The organism is Eubacterium sp. AF34-35BH, assembly GCF_003477765.1.
Lineage (GTDB): Bacteria > Bacillota > Clostridia > Lachnospirales > Lachnospiraceae > Eubacterium_G.
Genome location: NZ_QUDZ01000002.1, coordinates 126,123 through 143,667 on the forward strand (window position 1 = coordinate 126,123; position 17,545 = coordinate 143,667).

Here is a 17,545-nt window from a genome sequence, read left to right on the forward strand (position 1 = left end):
CCTGTAATATTCAGCCTCGTGACTTCAGGTCCCGAGGTTCCAACTCCAAAAGGAAGTGACATCATGTCACTAACTTTTACTTTGCGACATCATGTCGTGAAGTTTCAATTCTACACATCAAAAGGCAGCTGAACATTTTCATCTACTTCCACAAATTCATCAATATGTTTTCTCTTCCATCCTCTCTGGGTTCCATACTTTTTAAATCGATGAGTTGATATTGATTCCCAATCATTTGAAAATTCATTTCTCATAATTGCTCCGATTTCTTTTGATTCATAAGGCTTAGGTTCTTCATTTTCATGGTGAAATGCCAGTTCATAAATCATTGAGGAACATACATAATCCTCTTTCGTTGTTTCAAGGAAATTTCCAATTATGCCAACCTTTGTGTCTTCCGGCATACAGTTCTTCTGCATTTCAATCAATTCTTCCGTAAGTTCCTTATTAAATACAAGTTTTGTATTTACACCCCTGTGATACATGTCCATGATTTCTGCCCAACACTGTTCCATATAACTTCTTGTTTCATTCTCATCTTCAAGGGGATGATGCTCTGCCTTATCCTTATCAACAAATACAGGTATAAATCTTCTGTTACCTGACCTGTCAAAAGGTAAAAAGTCAGCATTGTTGGACGAACCCACAAATATGCACTGTCTTGGTCTGTCTTCCGGATGTGTTTCATAGGGAACCTTATATGTTTCACTCTGACGGCTTAAAAATGACTTTATTTCCTCAACACTTCTTGCGTTGCAGGTTGCAAGCATTTCTGCCATTTCAATAATCCAGTGTCCCTGTATCTTTCTGAATACATTTTCGTCATCAAGTTTTCTCAAATCATCTGAAAACCATTCGTTTTCCATTGTGAGAAATCTTAAAAAACTGGATTTTCCTGCTCCCTGTCCGCCAACTAAACAGACCATATATTCAAACTTACATCCGGGATTATATACTCTTTGTACCGCTCCCATCATCATTATTCTTGTAGCCTCGTAAATATAATCGCTTTCCTCTGTCCCAAGATATTTTGGAAGAAGATGTCTTACTCTCACAACTCCATCCCATTCAAGACCTTCAAGCTTTTCAATAATGGGATGGTAATGATTGTTGTTACTAACTATATCAACGGCTCTCTTAACATTCTTATCTCTGGTAATTCCATATCTCTTTTCCATACGGAGAAGAATGTTGTTAAAATCTGTATCCGTAAATGATTTAGAACGTCTGCGCCAGTCCATTTTCTTAACAATGTCTGTCTGACATGAGAGTTCATTTCTCTTAATTGCCCCTTTAAATTCAGGGTCATTTTCCAATACAATAATTGCATTACTAATGGTCTGTCTTGTTGTACCATCCTTTCTCTTTTCAAGGCTTTCGTAAACAGCCTTAATTTCGTTATTTAATTCTTTATTATTTTCCTCTGCATTAGAGGAACCATTATTCATGTAATAATTCATAGCAATTTCCTCCTAACATATAATTATTAATCTTTAAATTTTAATAACAAACCTCTTGTTGTCGGAAGAAACACTTGCTATAATTCAATTGTCAGTTAAATGTAGCAAGGGAATCTTCCCGGTTACAACCTGCCCCTAGCTTTGTGCCGGGGGCTTTAATTATGATTATTGTCAATTAAATCAGCGACACTTCTCGCTTTATTAGGATACAAGTGTCCATATGTATTAAGGGTAATTCTTATGTCTTTGTGACCTAACCTTTCTTTAATCAGCAATGGTTCCACACCTTTTTCAATAAGGTATGCTACATGACTGTGTCGCAAGTCATGGACCCTTATTCTCTTAACACCTGCTTTTTCTATTTGTCTGCGCATTTTATTTTGTACTGCCCGACATCCTACCGGAAATAACCTTACATTATCAGGTAATCCATATTGTCTGTCGCACCATTCCTTTATTTCCTCTTTTAGAAAAACCGGAATTTCAACAACTCTTACAGACTGCTCTGTTTTAGGTGTTGTTATCATATCCTGACCATTTGCCCTAAAATAAGTTTTTGAAATATTGATTCTGTTATTATAAAAATCAATATCCGACTTTGATAAAGCAAGCAGCTCACCTTCTCTTATTCCTGTCCAAAATAAGATTTCAAACATGATGTAATATCTGTCTAATTTGTCAACCGTACTTATAAACTTCTTATATTCGTCAACAGTCCAAAAGGTTAAGCTTCGCTTATCATCTTTTCCCATTCTTTTGACCTTTTTACATGGATTATTAGTCAGGTCGTAGATTTTTGTTGCATGCGTAAATAAAGCCGTCAACTGGTTTTGAATCATTCTCATATATGATTCCGATAGATTCTTTTTATAGATTTCATTCTGCCATGCTATAATCTGTGCAGGTTTTATGTCTGACATTTTCATATCTCCAAAATATGGTATAAGATAACTGTCAATCATATATCTCTTATTTTGCTTTGTTCTTGATTTAAGCTCATTTTCCTTATCCTGAAAATACTGCTCCACAAATACTTTCATACTCATTTGAAGATTTCCCTGCTTCTTTAGATTTCTGTCACATTCATATTGTTTTGCTTCTCTTTGTGTCTTAAATCCACGTTTTTTCTTCTGTTTATTCACACCATAAACATTAGGTTCATACCATTGCGCAACCCATTTTCCTGTTTCTTTGTCTTTAAATGCCATCACTTAGTTCTCCTTTTCTGATTCTTTTAATCCAAATAATTTCTGCTCCAAATAGGCTTTCGGAATTTTTCCTGCAACTACAAGATATCCGCCTTTAGCAAGTTCTTTATTTAAATCTCTTATAACTCTATATGCATGACTGTTAGAACAATGTAGTAACATTCCAACATCATTTACATCTAATAAATACTTTTCATATATCATACACCCATCTCCTTTCTGCATACGTTTTTCGTACGGTTGTGTCCACATTATAATGTACGAACTTCGTACTGTCAAGTGTTTTTCGTAATTATTTTTATTTATAGTGTACTTTTTTCGTACACTATGTTATACTATATAAAAAATTAGAAAGGTTGGTACCTGCAAATGGGTGATGGAAAAAACCTAAAAAAAATCCTTGATGAACAGAAAAAAAGTGTAAGATGGCTGGCAAAAGAAACCACAATCAGCCCTACAACACTTTATTCTATTATTCAAAAAGACACTGCTATCAGATTTGACTTTGCACTTAGAATAGCTAATGTCCTTAATGTTGAAGTTTCTGACATATGTTCCGATTCAGCCCTCAAAGCTGAAAACTGGTCCGATGAAAGCAAGATTATATTACCTGAGCTTCCACATGGATTTGATAAAGTTCTGGACGGAAACAGAATCAAAACTTATTTAAAGAATTCTCTTTATCCATTAATGGAATTGTTTGGAAAACAAAGTATGCCTAAATTAGATGAACATTTAACTAATTATTATCAGCTAACTGATGAAGGCAGACGTGATGTAGATAGTTTTATTGAAGCTCAACTTCAAATCAAAAAAGATCCAAAAAGGGCTGCAGATGTAAAGAAAATTACAAGATGGTAAGTATGAACTCCGAGTAAATTCGGAGTTCTTTTTTGTTTGCAACAAGTCCTCATTCTTACTTTTAGGTGAATTTTGACGACACTTTTGACGACACTTTTCTGAAATTCATCTTGTAAGAACGAAAAAAAGGCATCCCCGAAAATTTCGGGAATGCCTGCGAACCCTATAAATAAAGGAAAACCACGGTTTCGTGTAAACACGACCGTGGTTTTCTTTATTTATAGGGAGCTTGCGCTCTATTCCGAGAACACCTCTATTTCACTGACGCTTCATCTCGGTCGGGACTGTCGTCCCATAAATAAGCAAAAGAAAGTCCATTTGAATGCAAGCACTCAAATGGACTTATTTTACTTATTTATTGTTCTCTTAGTAAAACGAAAATTATTCAATAATTGTAGCAACCTTACCTGAACCTACTGTTCTACCACCTTCACGAATAGCGAATCCAAGACCCTGTTCCATAGCGATTGGGTGAATAAGTTCAACTGTGATTTCTACGTTGTCACCAGGCATGCACATTTCTGTACCTTCTGGTAAGTTACAAACACCAGTTACGTCAGTTGTTCTGAAGTAGAACTGTGGTCTGTAGTTGTTGAAGAAAGGAGTATGACGTCCACCTTCATCCTTTGTTAAAACGTAAACCTGAGCAGTAAACTTCTTATGGCATGTTACTGTACCTGGCTTAGCAAGAACCTGACCTCTTTCGATCTGGTCTCTGTTGATACCTCTTAAAAGAGCACCAATGTTATCACCAGCCTGAGCTTCATCAAGAAGCTTTCTGAACATTTCGATACCTGTGATAACTGTCTTCTGTGTTTCTTCCTTAACACCGATGATTTCAACTTCATCGTTTAAGTGAAGTGTTCCTCTTTCTACTCTACCTGTAGCAACTGTACCACGACCTGTGATTGTGAATACGTCTTCTACTGGCATTAAGAAAGGCTTATCTGTATCTCTTTCTGGATCTGGGAAGTATTCATCTACTGCATCCATTAATTCCATAATCTTGTCTCCCCATTCTGATGATGGATCTTCAAGAGCCTTAAGAGCTGAACCCTTAATGATTGGTGAATCTTCGAAACCATATTCGTCAAGAATTTCTGTAACGTCCATTTCTACTAATTCTAATAATTCTTCATCGTCTACCATATCACATTTGTTCATGAATACAACGATTTTTGGAACACCTACCTGACGTGAAAGTAAGATATGTTCCTTTGTCTGAGCCATAACACCGTCAGTAGCAGCTACAACAAGGATAGCACCGTCCATCTGAGCAGCACCTGTGATCATGTTCTTTACATAGTCAGCATGGCCTGGGCAGTCAACGTGAGCGTAATGTCTCTTATTTGTTTCATATTCTACGTGAGCTGTTGAGATAGTGATACCTCTTTCTCTTTCTTCTGGAGCCTTATCGATGTTAGCGAAATCTACAGCATCATTTCCTTCTACTCTTTCTGATAATACCTTAGTAATAGCAGCTGTTAATGTAGTTTTACCATGATCGACATGTCCGATTGTACCAATATTACAATGTGGTTTTGTTCTTTCAAACTTAGCTTTTGCCATTTTTGTAATCCTCCTAATTTGATTAAATATTATAATTTTACTATACGACCGCAATGGTCTTATTCAAAAGGCTATCCCCATTATATTTTATAATGGGAATATTTTCAAGCCTTATTTTGTTTTTACTAGTTAGCCTTTGAAGCGACAATCTTGTCCTGAACTGACTTTGGAGCCTGTTCATATTTTTCAAAGAACATTGAGTAGTTACCACGACCCTGAGTCTTTGAACGAAGGTCTGTTGAGTAACCAAACATTTCTGAAAGTGGAACGAATGCTCTTACGATCTTTCCTCCACCAAGGTCATCCATGCTTTCGATTCTACCACGACGTGAGTTAATGTCACCAATAACGTCACCCATGTATTCTTCAGGCATTGTTACTTCAACCTTCATGATAGGTTCAAGTAATACTGCATCACCCTTGTTCATAGCATCCTTGAATGCCATTGATCCGGCAATATGGAATGCCATTTCTGATGAATCGACTTCATGATATGATCCATCGTATACAGTAGCATGTACACCAAGAACTGGGAATCCAGCGATAATACCTGTCTGTGCAGCTTCTTCGATACCTGCTCCTACAGCTGGGATGTATTCCTTAGGAATGTTACCACCAACTACAGTAGATTCAAACTTGAATGTTTCTTCACTGTTTGGATCCATTGGTTCGAATTTAACTTTACAGTGACCGTACTGTCCACGACCACCAGACTGCTTAGCATATTTGCTATCTACGTCTACAGCCTTAGTAAATGTTTCTTTGTATGCAACCTGAGGTGCACCAACATTTGCTTCAACCTTGTATTCACGAAGAAGTCTGTCAACGATAACTTCCAAATGAAGTTCACCCATACCAGCGATAATTGTCTGACCAGTTTCCTGATCTGTATGAGCTCTAAATGTAGGATCTTCTTCAGCAAGTTTTGCTAAAGCTTCACCCATCTTACCCTGATCATTCTTTGTCTTAGGTTCGATAGCAAGCTCGATAACTGGTTCTGGGAATTCCATTGATTCTAAGATAACCGGATGCTGTTCATCACAGATTGTATCACCAGTAGTTGTAATCTTGAAACCTACAGCTGCTGCGATATCACCTGAGTAAACTTTATCAAGTTCTGATCTTGTGTTAGCGTGCATCTGTAAGATACGACCAACACGTTCCTTTTTATTCTTTGTAGCATTTAATACATATGAACCTGAGTTTAATGTACCAGAGTAAACTCTGAAGAATGCTAATTTTCCTACGAATGGGTCTGACATAATCTTGAATGCTAATGCAGCAAATGGTTCGTCATCTGATGACTTACGTGTTACCTCATTACCATCTTCGTCAGTACCTGTGATGTCAGGGATGTCTGTTGGAGCTGGCATAAATTCGATTACACCATCTAACATCTTCTGAACACCTTTGTTCTTGTAAGCTGAACCACAGTATACAGGAACTGCTTCACAAGCGATTGTAGCTCTTCTTAAAACTTTCTTAAGATCGTCTACTGAAGGTTCTTCACCTTCTAAATACTGCATCATAAGGTCATCATCTAATTCACAAATCTTTTCGATTAAGTTATCATGCCATTCATTAGCAAGATCCTTTAAATCATCAGGGATTGTTGTGATTTCGATATCTTCACCCTTATCATCTTTATAGTAATATGCATCCATTTCAAATAAGTCGATTAATCCAATGAAATCGTCTTCTTTTCCAATAGGAATCTGAACTGGGATAGCATTTTTGCCCAAACGATCAATGATTGTCTGAACTGAATAAAAGAAATCTGCACCCATCTTGTCCATCTTATTGATGAAAGCCATACGAGGTACATTGTATGTGTCAGCCTGACGCCATACGTTTTCTGACTGAGGTTCTACACCAGCCTTAGCATCGAATACACCTACAGCACCGTCTAATACACGAAGTGAACGTTCTACTTCAACAGTGAAGTCAACGTGTCCCGGTGTATCAATGATGTTGATACGATGTTCTTTTGCTCCAGCCTTTGGTTTATGATGATCTTCTAATGTCCAATGGCATGTTGTAGCAGCAGAAGTAATTGTGATACCTCTTTCTTTTTCCTGTTCCATCCAGTCCATTGTAGCATTACCATCATGAGTATCACCAATTTTATAGTTAACACCAGTATAGTATAAAATACGCTCTGTTAATGTTGTTTTACCAGCATCGATATGAGCCATAATACCAATGTTTCTTGTTCTCTCTAATGGATATTCTCTTCCAGCCAAGATTTTTTCCTCCTCTTTTTAGTCTAAAGCTTACGCTTTTAGTATGTCATACATTTCTGTATATTAATCAAATTTGTTATTGTCGCCCGTATTGCTAGCTCGATTTTGCTTTGTTTCGTCTCTCGCCGCTCTTCTAAAAAAGAATAGCTAGCTCGATTCTGCTTCGCTACATCGCTAGCTTCTTCCTAAAAAGGAATCGCTAGCTCGACTTCACTGCGTTTCGTCTCGCTAGAGTCTGGCGACTCATAACCTCTGCAAAACAATTATGTATTTGTGCAAGCACAATACATACTGTTTTTTGAGGTTGCGATTCTTGTAGATAACTAGAATCTATAATGTGCGAAAGCCTTGTTAGCTTCTGCCATCTTATGCATGTCTTCACGCTTCTTAACTGATGAACCAGTGTTGTTAGCGGCGTCCATGATTTCATTTGCTAATCTTTCTACCATTGTCTTCTCGCTTCTCTGGCGTGAGTACAATGTAATCCAACGAAGTCCTAAAGCCTGTCTTCTTTCAGGTCTAACCTCAATAGGTACCTGATAAGTAGCACCACCAATACGTCTAGCCTTAACTTCTAAAGCTGGCATAACATTATTCATAGCTTCTTCGAATACTTCGATAGCATCTTTTCCTGTTTCTTCAGCAATCTTATCGAATGCTCCGTAAACGATCTTCTGAGCTACACCTTTCTTACCATCTAACATGATGTTATTGACAAGCTTTGTAACTACGATGCTACCATACATAGGATCTGCTAAAATTTCTCTCTTCTGAGTATGTCCTTTACGTGGCATGTTACTTCCCTCCTTAATCAATTTTAAATTAAATCTTCGGTACTCACAAAAGTTGTGTCTTGCTCACGGCTTTAGACTGTATATCTACATAATTCTAATAACCGTTACAAATCATTCAACCTGTGACTGACTATTAAAAGTCATCCTACTTATTGAGCCTATTTTTTAGGTCTCTTAGCGCCGTACTTAGAACGTGCCTGGCGTCTGTTAGCAACACCTGCAGTATCTAATGTACCTCTAATGATATGATATCTTGTACCTGGTAAATCCTTTACTCTACCACCACGGATAAGAACAACACTATGTTCCTGAAGGTTGTGACCTTCACCTGGGATATAACTTGTTACTTCGATACCATTAGATAAACGAACTCTGGCGATTTTTCTAAGAGCTGAGTTAGGCTTCTTAGGTGTAGCAGTCTTAACAGCTGTACATACACCACGCTTCTGTGGAGAAGCTGTGTCGTTCATCTTCTTATTTAAAGAATTGTATGTCTTTAATAAAGCTGGTGCTGTTGACTTCTTAACCGCTGACTTACGTCCTTTTCTTACTAACTGGTTAAATGTTGGCATTCCTTTTTCACCTCCTGTTATTAGAATTACGTGTTTCTTCTTTACACTAACATGTCGCAAAGGGGCATAATTACACCTCCACGCATGCTTTTCCATTATAGAAAAAGGGGCTGAACTTGTCAACCCCTTAATTTTTATTAAATTTTGCATTTAATTGTATGCCCATATTTTTATTTAATTCAACATTTAATTGTATGCCCGGATTTCTATTTAATTGCTATTACAACTTTAAATAAATCTCCATCAAGAATTATTTCCATTGTTCCATCGTGTCTTTCTATAATAGTCTTTGCAATTGATAGTCCAAGACCACTTCCCTCTGTACTTCTTGACTGATCGCCTCTTACGAATCTATCCATTAATTCGTCCGGGCTTATGTTTAATGCTTTCTCGGAAATATTCTTTATTCCAATAACAATTTCTCCATTATGTTCTTCAACGTCCACGTAAACTCTTGTGCCTTCCATTGCGTATTTAAAAATATTTCCATAAAGATTTTCAAACACTCGCCACATTCTTCTGCCGTCGGCATTTATATAAATAGCTTTATCCGGGATAGTTTTTACTACTGTTAAATTTCTTTGGTTAAACTTCTCGTTATACTCTCCCAGACTTTGGTTAATTAATTCCACAATATTTATTTTTTCTTTGTGGAGTTCAATTGCACCTGATGTTAGCTTTGAAGCTTCCACCAAATCTTCTGTCAGATTCTTCAGTCTTTGAGATTTTTTGTCTAAAATATCAAGATACTTATTAGCATTTTTGCTGTCAACGCCTTCTGTTTTTAACAAATCTACATAATTTATTATAGATGTTAATGGTGTTTTCAAATCATGAGAAACATTCGTTATTAAATCTGTTTTCATTCGCTCACTTTTCATATTTTCTGCAACGGCATTCTCAATTCCATCACCGATATTGTTAATTGTATCTTTTAATTTTCTATTTGAAGGATATTTAAAAGTCCCAGTTATTTTGTGGTCAACTTCTCCTTCTGTAATTTTTTCTGCCTCGTTTATTATTTGTTTTTTTTCTTCGAAATATTTAATTAAATATTTGCAAACCAATAGAATTGGTATTATCCAGAAAAATAACATTCCCCAATATTCATAGGATTGAACAAACAGGAAAGCAATTATGTTCCAAACCAAACATACAATTCCCGCTGCTGTTACCTTCGCCCACATTTTTCCATTATTTATAAAGCCTAAAATTATTATTTTGATTTTGCTGTAAATCCAGTATAGTAAAGTGCTTTTAATTAACATTCTGGATTTTATTCTTCTGGCAAAGCTTTCAGCACACTGTATAAATACCTCAATATAAATCAGACAGAAGAAGCCGCATAGCACTACATAGCCGATAACGCCTGTTAAACCTGATATTGGATTTTGGAATGCACCTTCACAAATAGACATTGCCATGCTTATACCAACCATTATCATTATAACTGTCAAAACATCTGCCCAGATTTTATCAAATTTGTTTGTATAAGGTATGTCTCCTTTTCTCTTATGACCTGCAATAATTAATAGCATAATAAACGGAATTAATGATAAAAGCATACATGCCACACATATAACAAGCCCTGTTATGCACAATCTTTTTTGCGCTGAAATTTCTTTAGCACTCAATGCTTTCTCAGCCTTTATAAGTTCATGCTCCAACGAAAAACCATCTTTGTCATTTCTCTTAAAGCCTATTTTCACTGTGAACTTGCTGTCATTTAAGCTGTTTGTATGTAAGTCATCATCATACGTAGGAAAATATTCTTTAAAAAGAGATTTATAGCTTTCTTCCTGCAAATAATTATTTGCAACAATTGTTGCTCCTTTTGAATTTGCAGTTACAATATCCATATACTTATTTTCTTCTGATATTGTCTGGTCTTTTTCCTGATTTGTAAACTTATAAGTTTTTCCATTTAACACATATGTAGCCTGAAATTCAACATTCTCACTTAATATGTATTCATCATCAATTCGTGTTAAAGCTTTATCCTGTTCTTTTTTTGACTTATTACCTAATTCATTTAAAGCATCACATTCATCTACAATACTAAAATATAGATTTGCGGTATCTGCAATTTTCTTATAATATTCATACTCTTCTTTCTTTCTGGCGCTGGAATTATATTTCAATTCTTCCTTTGTATTTTCTGCCATTATAGCATAGAAAGAAAGTTTTTCCTCTGACTTTGCAATTTTTACAATATCTGAAACTTTAATTGTTTTAAGCTTGTAAGCTTTGGCAACCACTTTGTTAGGATCCATGAAATTTTCTCTATAAATCCTATTGTCCACAATTTCTTCAATTACCCCTGAGGTAACGCTTGCGTAGTTTTCTGTATACCTATGTAAACAATTCTCTTTGCTGTCATAGTACCTTAAATGATAAATTCCATAGCTGCCACTTGCTATACTGACAATCGCTAATGCAAGTATAGCTAAGTGTAATAAAATTCTTTTTGTTTTCATAATTTCCACCTATCCTTTACATTTTCTCGATTTTATATCCAACGCCCCAAACTACTTTCAGATATCTTGGTTCCTTTGGATTAATTTCGATTTTTTCGCGGATATGCCTGATATGTACTGCTACTGTATTATCTGCTGCAATGGCTTCTTCTTCCCAAACATTTTCATAAATTTGTTCGATTGTAAAAACACGTCCCTGATTTTTCACAAGAAGCAATAAAATCTTATACTCATAAGGTGTTAGTTTCACACTTTCCCCGTCAACGGTAACTTCCTTGCTGTCATCGTTTACCTCAAGTCCACCTACTGTATACACATTACTTTTTTGCCCTGCCATTGTGCCAAGTTTTGTGTAACGTCTAAGTTGTGATTTTACTCTTGCTATTAACTCTAAAGGGTTAAAAGGTTTTGTAATGTAATCATCAGCTCCAACATCAAGTCCTATAACTTTATCTGAGTCTTCTGACTTTGCAGATAAAATAATGATTGGTATACCACTTTTCTCTCTTATTTTTAATGTTGCCCTTAAGCCGTCAAGCCTTGGCATCATTATGTCAATTAACAATAATTGAATATCTTCTTTTTTGAGAATTTCAATTGCTTCCAAACCATCATAGGCTTTGATTACATTGTAGCCTTCTTTGGAAAGATAAATTTCAACAGCCTCAACTATTTCTCTGTCATCATCGCAAACTAGTATGTTGTACATTTTCAAGCCCTCCGCCTTTACACTATTTCTTTGTGTGTATAAAGGATATAATTTATTTTTTAATATATTTTGTGGAAATTTCTTAAGATTCTCTTAAGATTATAATTCACAGTTATTAACTGTACGTGGAAATGGAATTACGTCCCTGATATTTGACATGCCTGTTAAGTACATAATCATTCTCTCAAATCCAAGTCCAAATCCTGCATGTCTTGCTGTGCCGTATTTTCTTAAATCTAAATAGAATCCATAGTCTTCTTCATTAAGACCTAATTCCTTCATTCTGTTTTTAAGAACAGCCAAGTCTTCTTCTCTTTGGCTACCACCAATAATCTCGCCAATGCCTGGAACTAAACAATCCATTGCTGCCACTGTTTTTCCATCTTCATTTAACTTCATATAGAAAGCCTTAATTTCCTTTGGATAATCAGTTACAAAAACAGGTCGTTTAAATACTTCCTCTGTTAAATATCTTTCATGTTCTGTCTGTAAATCTGTTCCCCAGCTTACTTTATATTCAAACTTATCATTATGTTCTTCTAAAATTTTAATTGCTTCTGTGTAAGTTACGCGACCAAAATCAGAATTCATTACATGATTTAATCTGTCAAGCAGTCCCTTATCCACAAATGAATTAAAGAAATTCATTTCCTCAGGTGCATTTTCAAGTACATATTTAATAATGTATTTTATCATTGCCTCTGCAAGCTCCATATCGTCTGCTAAATCTGCAAAAGCTATCTCCGGCTCTATCATCCAGAATTCTGCTGCATGTCTTGTTGTATTTGAATTTTCTGCTCTAAAGGTTGGTCCAAATGTGTATATCTTCTTAAATGCCATAGCATATGTTTCGCCATTTAACTGACCTGAAACTGTAAGGTTTGTTGGCTTGCCAAAAAAGTCTTCTGAGAAGTCCACATCACCCTGATCTGTTTTTGGAACATTATTTAAGTCCATTGTTGTAACCTGAAACATTTCTCCTGCCCCTTCACAGTCACTACCTGTAATTAACGGTGTGTGCACGTAAACAAAGCCCTGCTCCTGAAAAAACTTGTGAATTGCATAAGCGCATAAAGAGCGCACTCTAAAAACTGCCTGAAAAGTATTTGTTCTAGGTCTTAAATGTGAAATTGTTCTAAGGTACTCGAAAGTATGTCTCTTTTTTTGTAATGGATAATCAGATGTACTTTCTCCTTCAATAAAAACTTCATCTGCCTGAATTTCAAAAGGCTGCTTTGCATTTGGTGTTTCAACTAATATACCTTTAACAATTAAAGCTGCACCAATATTTACTTTTGAAACTTCCTGAAAGTTATCCATTTTGTCATTGTAAACCACCTGTACAGGCTGAAAAAATGTACCATCGTTTAAAACTATAAAGCCAAAAGTTTTTGAATCTCTGATACTTCTAACCCAGCCACCAACTGTAACTTCCTTATTAATATACTCTTCTGTGTTCTTAAATAACTCTTTTACTTCTACCATTTTATTTGCCCTTTCTCTTATATATAAATTGTATATTACTCTTTTTTGCTAATGTATTCTCTGTTTACATTAAACATATCGTTATATATATTATTTTGCAAATAACCTATGACTTTTTCCACGCATTTTATAGGTTTTTATTTGCAATAAGTTTTTCACACATATACCAGCACACATTTTACATTATTTTCAATGTATAGTAAACATATATTATTTATTGTTGTGTCATTTGTTCTTTTATTGTATAATTCTAACATTGTTTTTAAGTTTTTGTAAATTAAAGTGGAGGATTTATATTATGGAAAAAAGAGGAAACTTTTCAAACAAAATAGGATTCGTACTGGCTGCTGCCGGTTCCGCTGTAGGTCTTGGAAATATTTGGAGATTTCCATACCTTGCAGCTAAATACGGTGGTGGAACATTTTTGCTAGTATATCTTATTTTAGCAGTAACTTTTGGTTTTTCTTTGATGATTGCTGAAATTGCAATCGGTCGAAAAACCGGTTTAAGTGCAATTGGTGCTTTTAAGGCATTGGACAAGCGTTTTGGGGCAGTGGGATATCTGGCAGCTATTATCCCAATTATTATTTTCCCATACTACTCAGTAATCGGTGGTTGGGTAATTAAGTATCTTGTAACATTTTGTAGCGGTGGTGGAATGGCTGCTGCAAATGATAATTACTTTGGTACATTTGCTGCAGGAACCGCCGAACCACTTATATACTTTTTCATATTCATTGCTTTTACAGCTTTAGTTGTTTGGTTCGGTGTTGAAAAAGGTATTGAAAAAGTAAGCAAAGTTATGATGCCAATTTTGGTTGTTCTCACAATATTTATTGCAATTTATGGTCTAACAATCGACGGAGCAAAAGATGGTCTTATTTATTACATAAAACCACGTTTAAGTGATTTTACTTTTAAAACTGTTATTGCCGCCATGGGGCAGTTGTTCTACTCCATGTCACTTGCAATGGGTATTATGATTACTTATGGTTCTTATATGAAAAAAGAAAACAATCTTGAAAGTTCAGTAAGACAAATTGAGATTTTTGATACAGCAATTGCATTTCTTGCCGGATTAACGATTATCCCTGCTGTATTTGCTTTTTCAAGTGGCGACAAGGCTGCTCTTGGAAAAGGTCCATCACTTATGTTTGTCACATTACCTAAAGTTTTTGACAGCATGCCTTTTGGTAGCGTTATTGGAACAGTATTTTTCGTATTAGTTTTATTTGCAGCATTAACATCTGCTATTTCACTTATGGAAACTATCGTTTCTATTTTCAGTGATAAACTTGGCTGGTCAAGACATAAAGCCACATTGATTGTTTTCATTTGTGCAGTTGCAATTGGCGTTTTACCTTGTCTTGGTTTTGGAGTTTTAGATTTCATTCACATTGGTGCAATGACAATACTTGATATTATGGACTTTGTAAGTAATAGTATTTTAATGCCTATCTGTGCATTGTTTACATGTATACTTATTGGCTTCGTTGTTAAACCTAAAGCAGTTATTGACGAGGCTACAAGAAACGGCGAGAAATTCAAATCAAGAAACCTTTTTGTAGTTGTGATTAAATGGGTATCACCTATATGCCTTGTTTTAATTTTAATCAGCTCAATTCTTGATGCACTTGGAATTTTTACAATCTAATGATTGCCAGAATTTAATATATGAAACATTTTAGGTAATCATTTTGTCAAAAAGTTATACCCCGGTTGTGCCTGCACAATAGCGGGTTAATAGCTTTGGAACATAAAAAGCAGTTAAATCAAATAAGTTATGTTTAACAAACATTTCTTAAATTGATTCAACTGCTTTTTATTTTTTACTTTATTTTTTGTAGCCTGTTTTTTCTTTTTTACTTTATTTTTTGTTGCCTGCTTTTTTGCTAACTGCTTTTTTCTTGCTTTTTATTTTCATTCCTTGATTTAGGATTTTATTTTTTCTTTTTTGCCGCCTTCTTTTCTTTATCCAAAATAGGCTGGAATCGTTCAACTTCTTTTGCAATAACCTTGCTCATTACAAGAAGACAAATCAGGTTAGGTATTGCCATTAAGGCATTTGCTATATCCGAGAAATTCCATACAACCTGTAATGTTGTAGTTGCCCCCACAAATACAACTAACGAGAAAATAATTCTGTACGCCATATTATATTTATGTGTTCCAAATATGTACTCAAAAGCCTTTTCTCCATGATACTCCCAACCTAAAATTGTTGAAAATGCAAAAAGGGCGATTCCTATTGTTACAAGTATGGCTCCAACTTCACCTAAAGCCGATTTGAAAGCCAAAATTGTAAGAGCTGCACCCTGTACTAATTCCCCGTCATCTCCAACAGTTCCAAGAACTCCTGATGACGCAATACAAAGACCTGTAATTGTACAAACTACAATTGTGTCCCAAAATGTACCTGTCATGTTAATGTAACCCTGACGAACAGGATCATCTGTTGTTGCTGCGGAAGCTGTTATGGCTGCTGAACCCATTCCTGCTTCATTTGAAAATACACCTCTTGCAACACCATATCTCATTGCATTCATTACGCCCGCAGTAATCACGCCGGCTCCACCACCTGCTACAGCCTGTGAGCTAAATGCCATTTTAAATATCATTACAATACCTGATGGCAGGTTCTGTATATTCATAACAACAACAATTAAACCTGCAATTATGTAAAAAATAGCCATCAGGGGAACTACAATTGAAGATACCTTTGAGATAGTCTTAATACCACCTACAATAATTACCAATGCTAAAACTGTTAAAACCACACCTACTATTTTCTCATCAAAATTAAATGTACTCTTTAATGATTCTGAAATTGAATTTGCCTGTGTCATGTTTCCAATACCGAAAGATGCTATAACCGCAAACACTGCAAATAACATTCCTAGAAAAGCCCCTATTTTTTTGTTTTTGAAGCCTTTCTTCATGGTGTACATTGGACCACCTGACATTTCTCCCTTTTCATTAACCTCTCGATACTTTATGGCTAACATACATTCACTGAATTTTGATGTTAAGCCAAAGCATGCTGAAATCCACATCCACACTAAAGCTCCCGGACCACCTGATACCATGGCTGTGGCAACACCTACAATGTTACCTGTTCCTATTGTTGCCGCAAGAGCCGTTGTTAGCGCTGAAAAAGGGGATACATCGCCTTCACCTCTCTTGGTTGTTCTTGCCTCTTTACTTAATGTGCTTTTGATGGCAAAGCCAAGATTTCTCCATGGTCTGAATTTTAATCTTATTGTAAGAAAAATTCCTGTTCCAACAAGTAGCACCAACATCACCGGCCCCCAAACAAAATCATCCACTTTCACAAGTGTGTCTGAAATCCAGTTACCAACACTTTTCCAATCCATAATTTTTTCCTCCTACTTTTTATTTTTCCAAATTCCAACACCATATTTTATTAATACAAATTTGAAATTTACAGTTACCATTTTAATCACTAAAAAAAAGAGCTACTTAAAAAAGTAACTCTAAAGATTCGTAATCATAATCAATTTGAAACTCTCCCCATATCTAATGTATGCCTTGCCTGCATTAGATATAACCTTGGGTTCTCTAGAGATTCCTCCACCTTTAGTTTCGCCATTGATTAAAAGATTTCATAGGATATTTATTTTTTATTTAAGTTATTTAAAAACTCTGTAATATGTTCCCTGTCGGGTTTTGATTTTACCAATACTACAGCTATTAAAATAATAAGTAATACTGTAACGATACCGCATAGAAGCATATTATCTTTTTGCATATTATATAACGAAAATCCAAATCTTACAACTATAAGTATTGCCGCCACTATTACTAAAGTATACAAATAAAAGCCATAAGTAAACTTTCCTGTTAGTGTGCTACCTTTATCGTTGTCGGAAATTTTTCCCTTGAAGATAACAGGAACAAGCCCTTCGCCCTGCTTTTTCCCGTCATCTCCTAAAGATATTTCTAACTTTATAGCCGGATGTTTTTTATCCTGCTGCACTACTTTTATATTGTTCTTTTTTCCTTTGGACTTCATTACTTTAACAGTGCCTTCACTGTTTCGGTTATAGTTAAAATCCACAATCTGTCTCCTATTATTGCCTGTTAGTTTTAAATTTTAAAGAATATTATTAAAAATATTTCCATTTAAAGCTTTAAAAATACATCTCT

The 17,545-nt window shown here is 35.3% G+C and carries 14 protein-coding genes; 2 read left to right on the forward strand and 12 right to left on the reverse strand.

The window, feature by feature from the left end; translation table 11 throughout:
* Window positions 1–110 precede the first annotated feature (110 nt).
* The 3 genes from DWZ69_RS02620 to DWZ69_RS02630 all read right to left on the reverse strand — a co-directional run bounded on the left by DWZ69_RS02620 (window position 111) and on the right by DWZ69_RS02630 (window position 2,872).
* The gene (locus DWZ69_RS02620) at window positions 111–1,448 is read right to left on the reverse strand and encodes a virulence-associated E family protein (RefSeq protein ID WP_118025088.1); all 1,338 of its coding nucleotides are present in this window, start codon (window positions 1,446–1,448) and stop codon (window positions 111–113) included.
* 167 nt (window positions 1,449–1,615) lie between these two features.
* The gene (locus DWZ69_RS02625) at window positions 1,616–2,668 is read right to left on the reverse strand and encodes a site-specific integrase (RefSeq protein WP_118024996.1); all 1,053 of its coding nucleotides are present in this window, start codon (window positions 2,666–2,668) and stop codon (window positions 1,616–1,618) included.
* Between the two features lie 3 nt (window positions 2,669–2,671).
* Window positions 2,672–2,872 (reverse strand): DNA-binding protein, encoded by a 201-nt coding sequence (locus DWZ69_RS02630; RefSeq protein ID WP_117900690.1) that lies wholly within the window; start codon window positions 2,870–2,872, stop codon window positions 2,672–2,674.
* A gap of 165 nt (window positions 2,873–3,037) precedes the next feature.
* Between DWZ69_RS02630 and DWZ69_RS02635 the strand changes: the two genes are divergently transcribed.
* Window positions 3,038–3,529: a helix-turn-helix transcriptional regulator gene (locus DWZ69_RS02635; RefSeq protein WP_118024997.1), complete on the forward strand. Its 492-nt coding sequence runs from the start codon at window positions 3,038–3,040 to the stop codon at window positions 3,527–3,529.
* Between the two features lie 381 nt (window positions 3,530–3,910).
* On the opposite strand, the gene tuf is transcribed toward DWZ69_RS02635, so the two are convergent.
* From tuf to asnS, 7 genes are all read right to left on the reverse strand, one after another.
* On the reverse strand, window positions 3,911–5,098 hold the full coding sequence (tuf, locus tag DWZ69_RS02640) for an elongation factor Tu (protein ID WP_117998461.1): 1,188 nt from the start codon (window positions 5,096–5,098) through the stop codon (window positions 3,911–3,913).
* A gap of 125 nt (window positions 5,099–5,223) precedes the next feature.
* Window positions 5,224–7,341, reverse strand: a complete 2,118-nt coding sequence (gene fusA, locus DWZ69_RS02645) for an elongation factor G (protein ID WP_117998465.1) — start codon at window positions 7,339–7,341, stop codon at window positions 5,224–5,226.
* Between the two features lie 323 nt (window positions 7,342–7,664).
* Complete coding sequence (gene rpsG / locus DWZ69_RS02650; protein ID WP_117998469.1) at window positions 7,665–8,135, reverse strand: 30S ribosomal protein S7; 471 nt, start codon at window positions 8,133–8,135, stop codon at window positions 7,665–7,667.
* Between the two features lie 158 nt (window positions 8,136–8,293).
* Window positions 8,294–8,707 carry a 30S ribosomal protein S12 gene (gene rpsL / locus DWZ69_RS02655; RefSeq protein WP_022165471.1) on the reverse strand — a complete coding sequence of 138 codons (414 nt, stop codon included), beginning with the start codon at window positions 8,705–8,707 and terminating at the stop codon, window positions 8,294–8,296.
* A gap of 206 nt (window positions 8,708–8,913) precedes the next feature.
* On the reverse strand, window positions 8,914–11,184 hold the full coding sequence (locus DWZ69_RS02660) for a HAMP domain-containing sensor histidine kinase (protein WP_117998472.1): 2,271 nt from the start codon (window positions 11,182–11,184) through the stop codon (window positions 8,914–8,916).
* Window positions 11,185–11,200: 16 nt separating this feature from the next.
* Window positions 11,201–11,893, reverse strand: a complete 693-nt coding sequence (locus DWZ69_RS02665; RefSeq protein WP_117998475.1) for a response regulator transcription factor — start codon at window positions 11,891–11,893, stop codon at window positions 11,201–11,203.
* 99 nt (window positions 11,894–11,992) lie between these two features.
* Window positions 11,993–13,378, reverse strand: coding sequence for an asparagine--tRNA ligase (asnS, locus tag DWZ69_RS02670; protein ID WP_117998478.1), 1,386 nt, complete (start codon window positions 13,376–13,378; stop codon window positions 11,993–11,995).
* Window positions 13,379–13,676: 298 nt separating this feature from the next.
* On the opposite strand from asnS, the gene DWZ69_RS02675 reads away from it, so the two are divergent.
* Window positions 13,677–15,032, forward strand: a complete 1,356-nt coding sequence (locus DWZ69_RS02675) for a sodium-dependent transporter (protein WP_117998481.1) — start codon at window positions 13,677–13,679, stop codon at window positions 15,030–15,032.
* Window positions 15,033–15,318: 286 nt separating this feature from the next.
* Here the strand turns inward: DWZ69_RS02675 and DWZ69_RS02680 are convergent, their stop codons facing one another.
* Window positions 15,319–16,752, reverse strand: coding sequence for a sodium:alanine symporter family protein (locus DWZ69_RS02680; protein ID WP_117998484.1), 1,434 nt, complete (start codon window positions 16,750–16,752; stop codon window positions 15,319–15,321).
* A 260-nt stretch (window positions 16,753–17,012) separates the two neighbouring features.
* Entirely contained in the window at window positions 17,013–17,456 is a 444-nt protein-coding gene (locus DWZ69_RS02685; protein ID WP_117998487.1) for a hypothetical protein, read from the reverse strand.
* Window positions 17,457–17,545 lie beyond the last annotated feature (89 nt).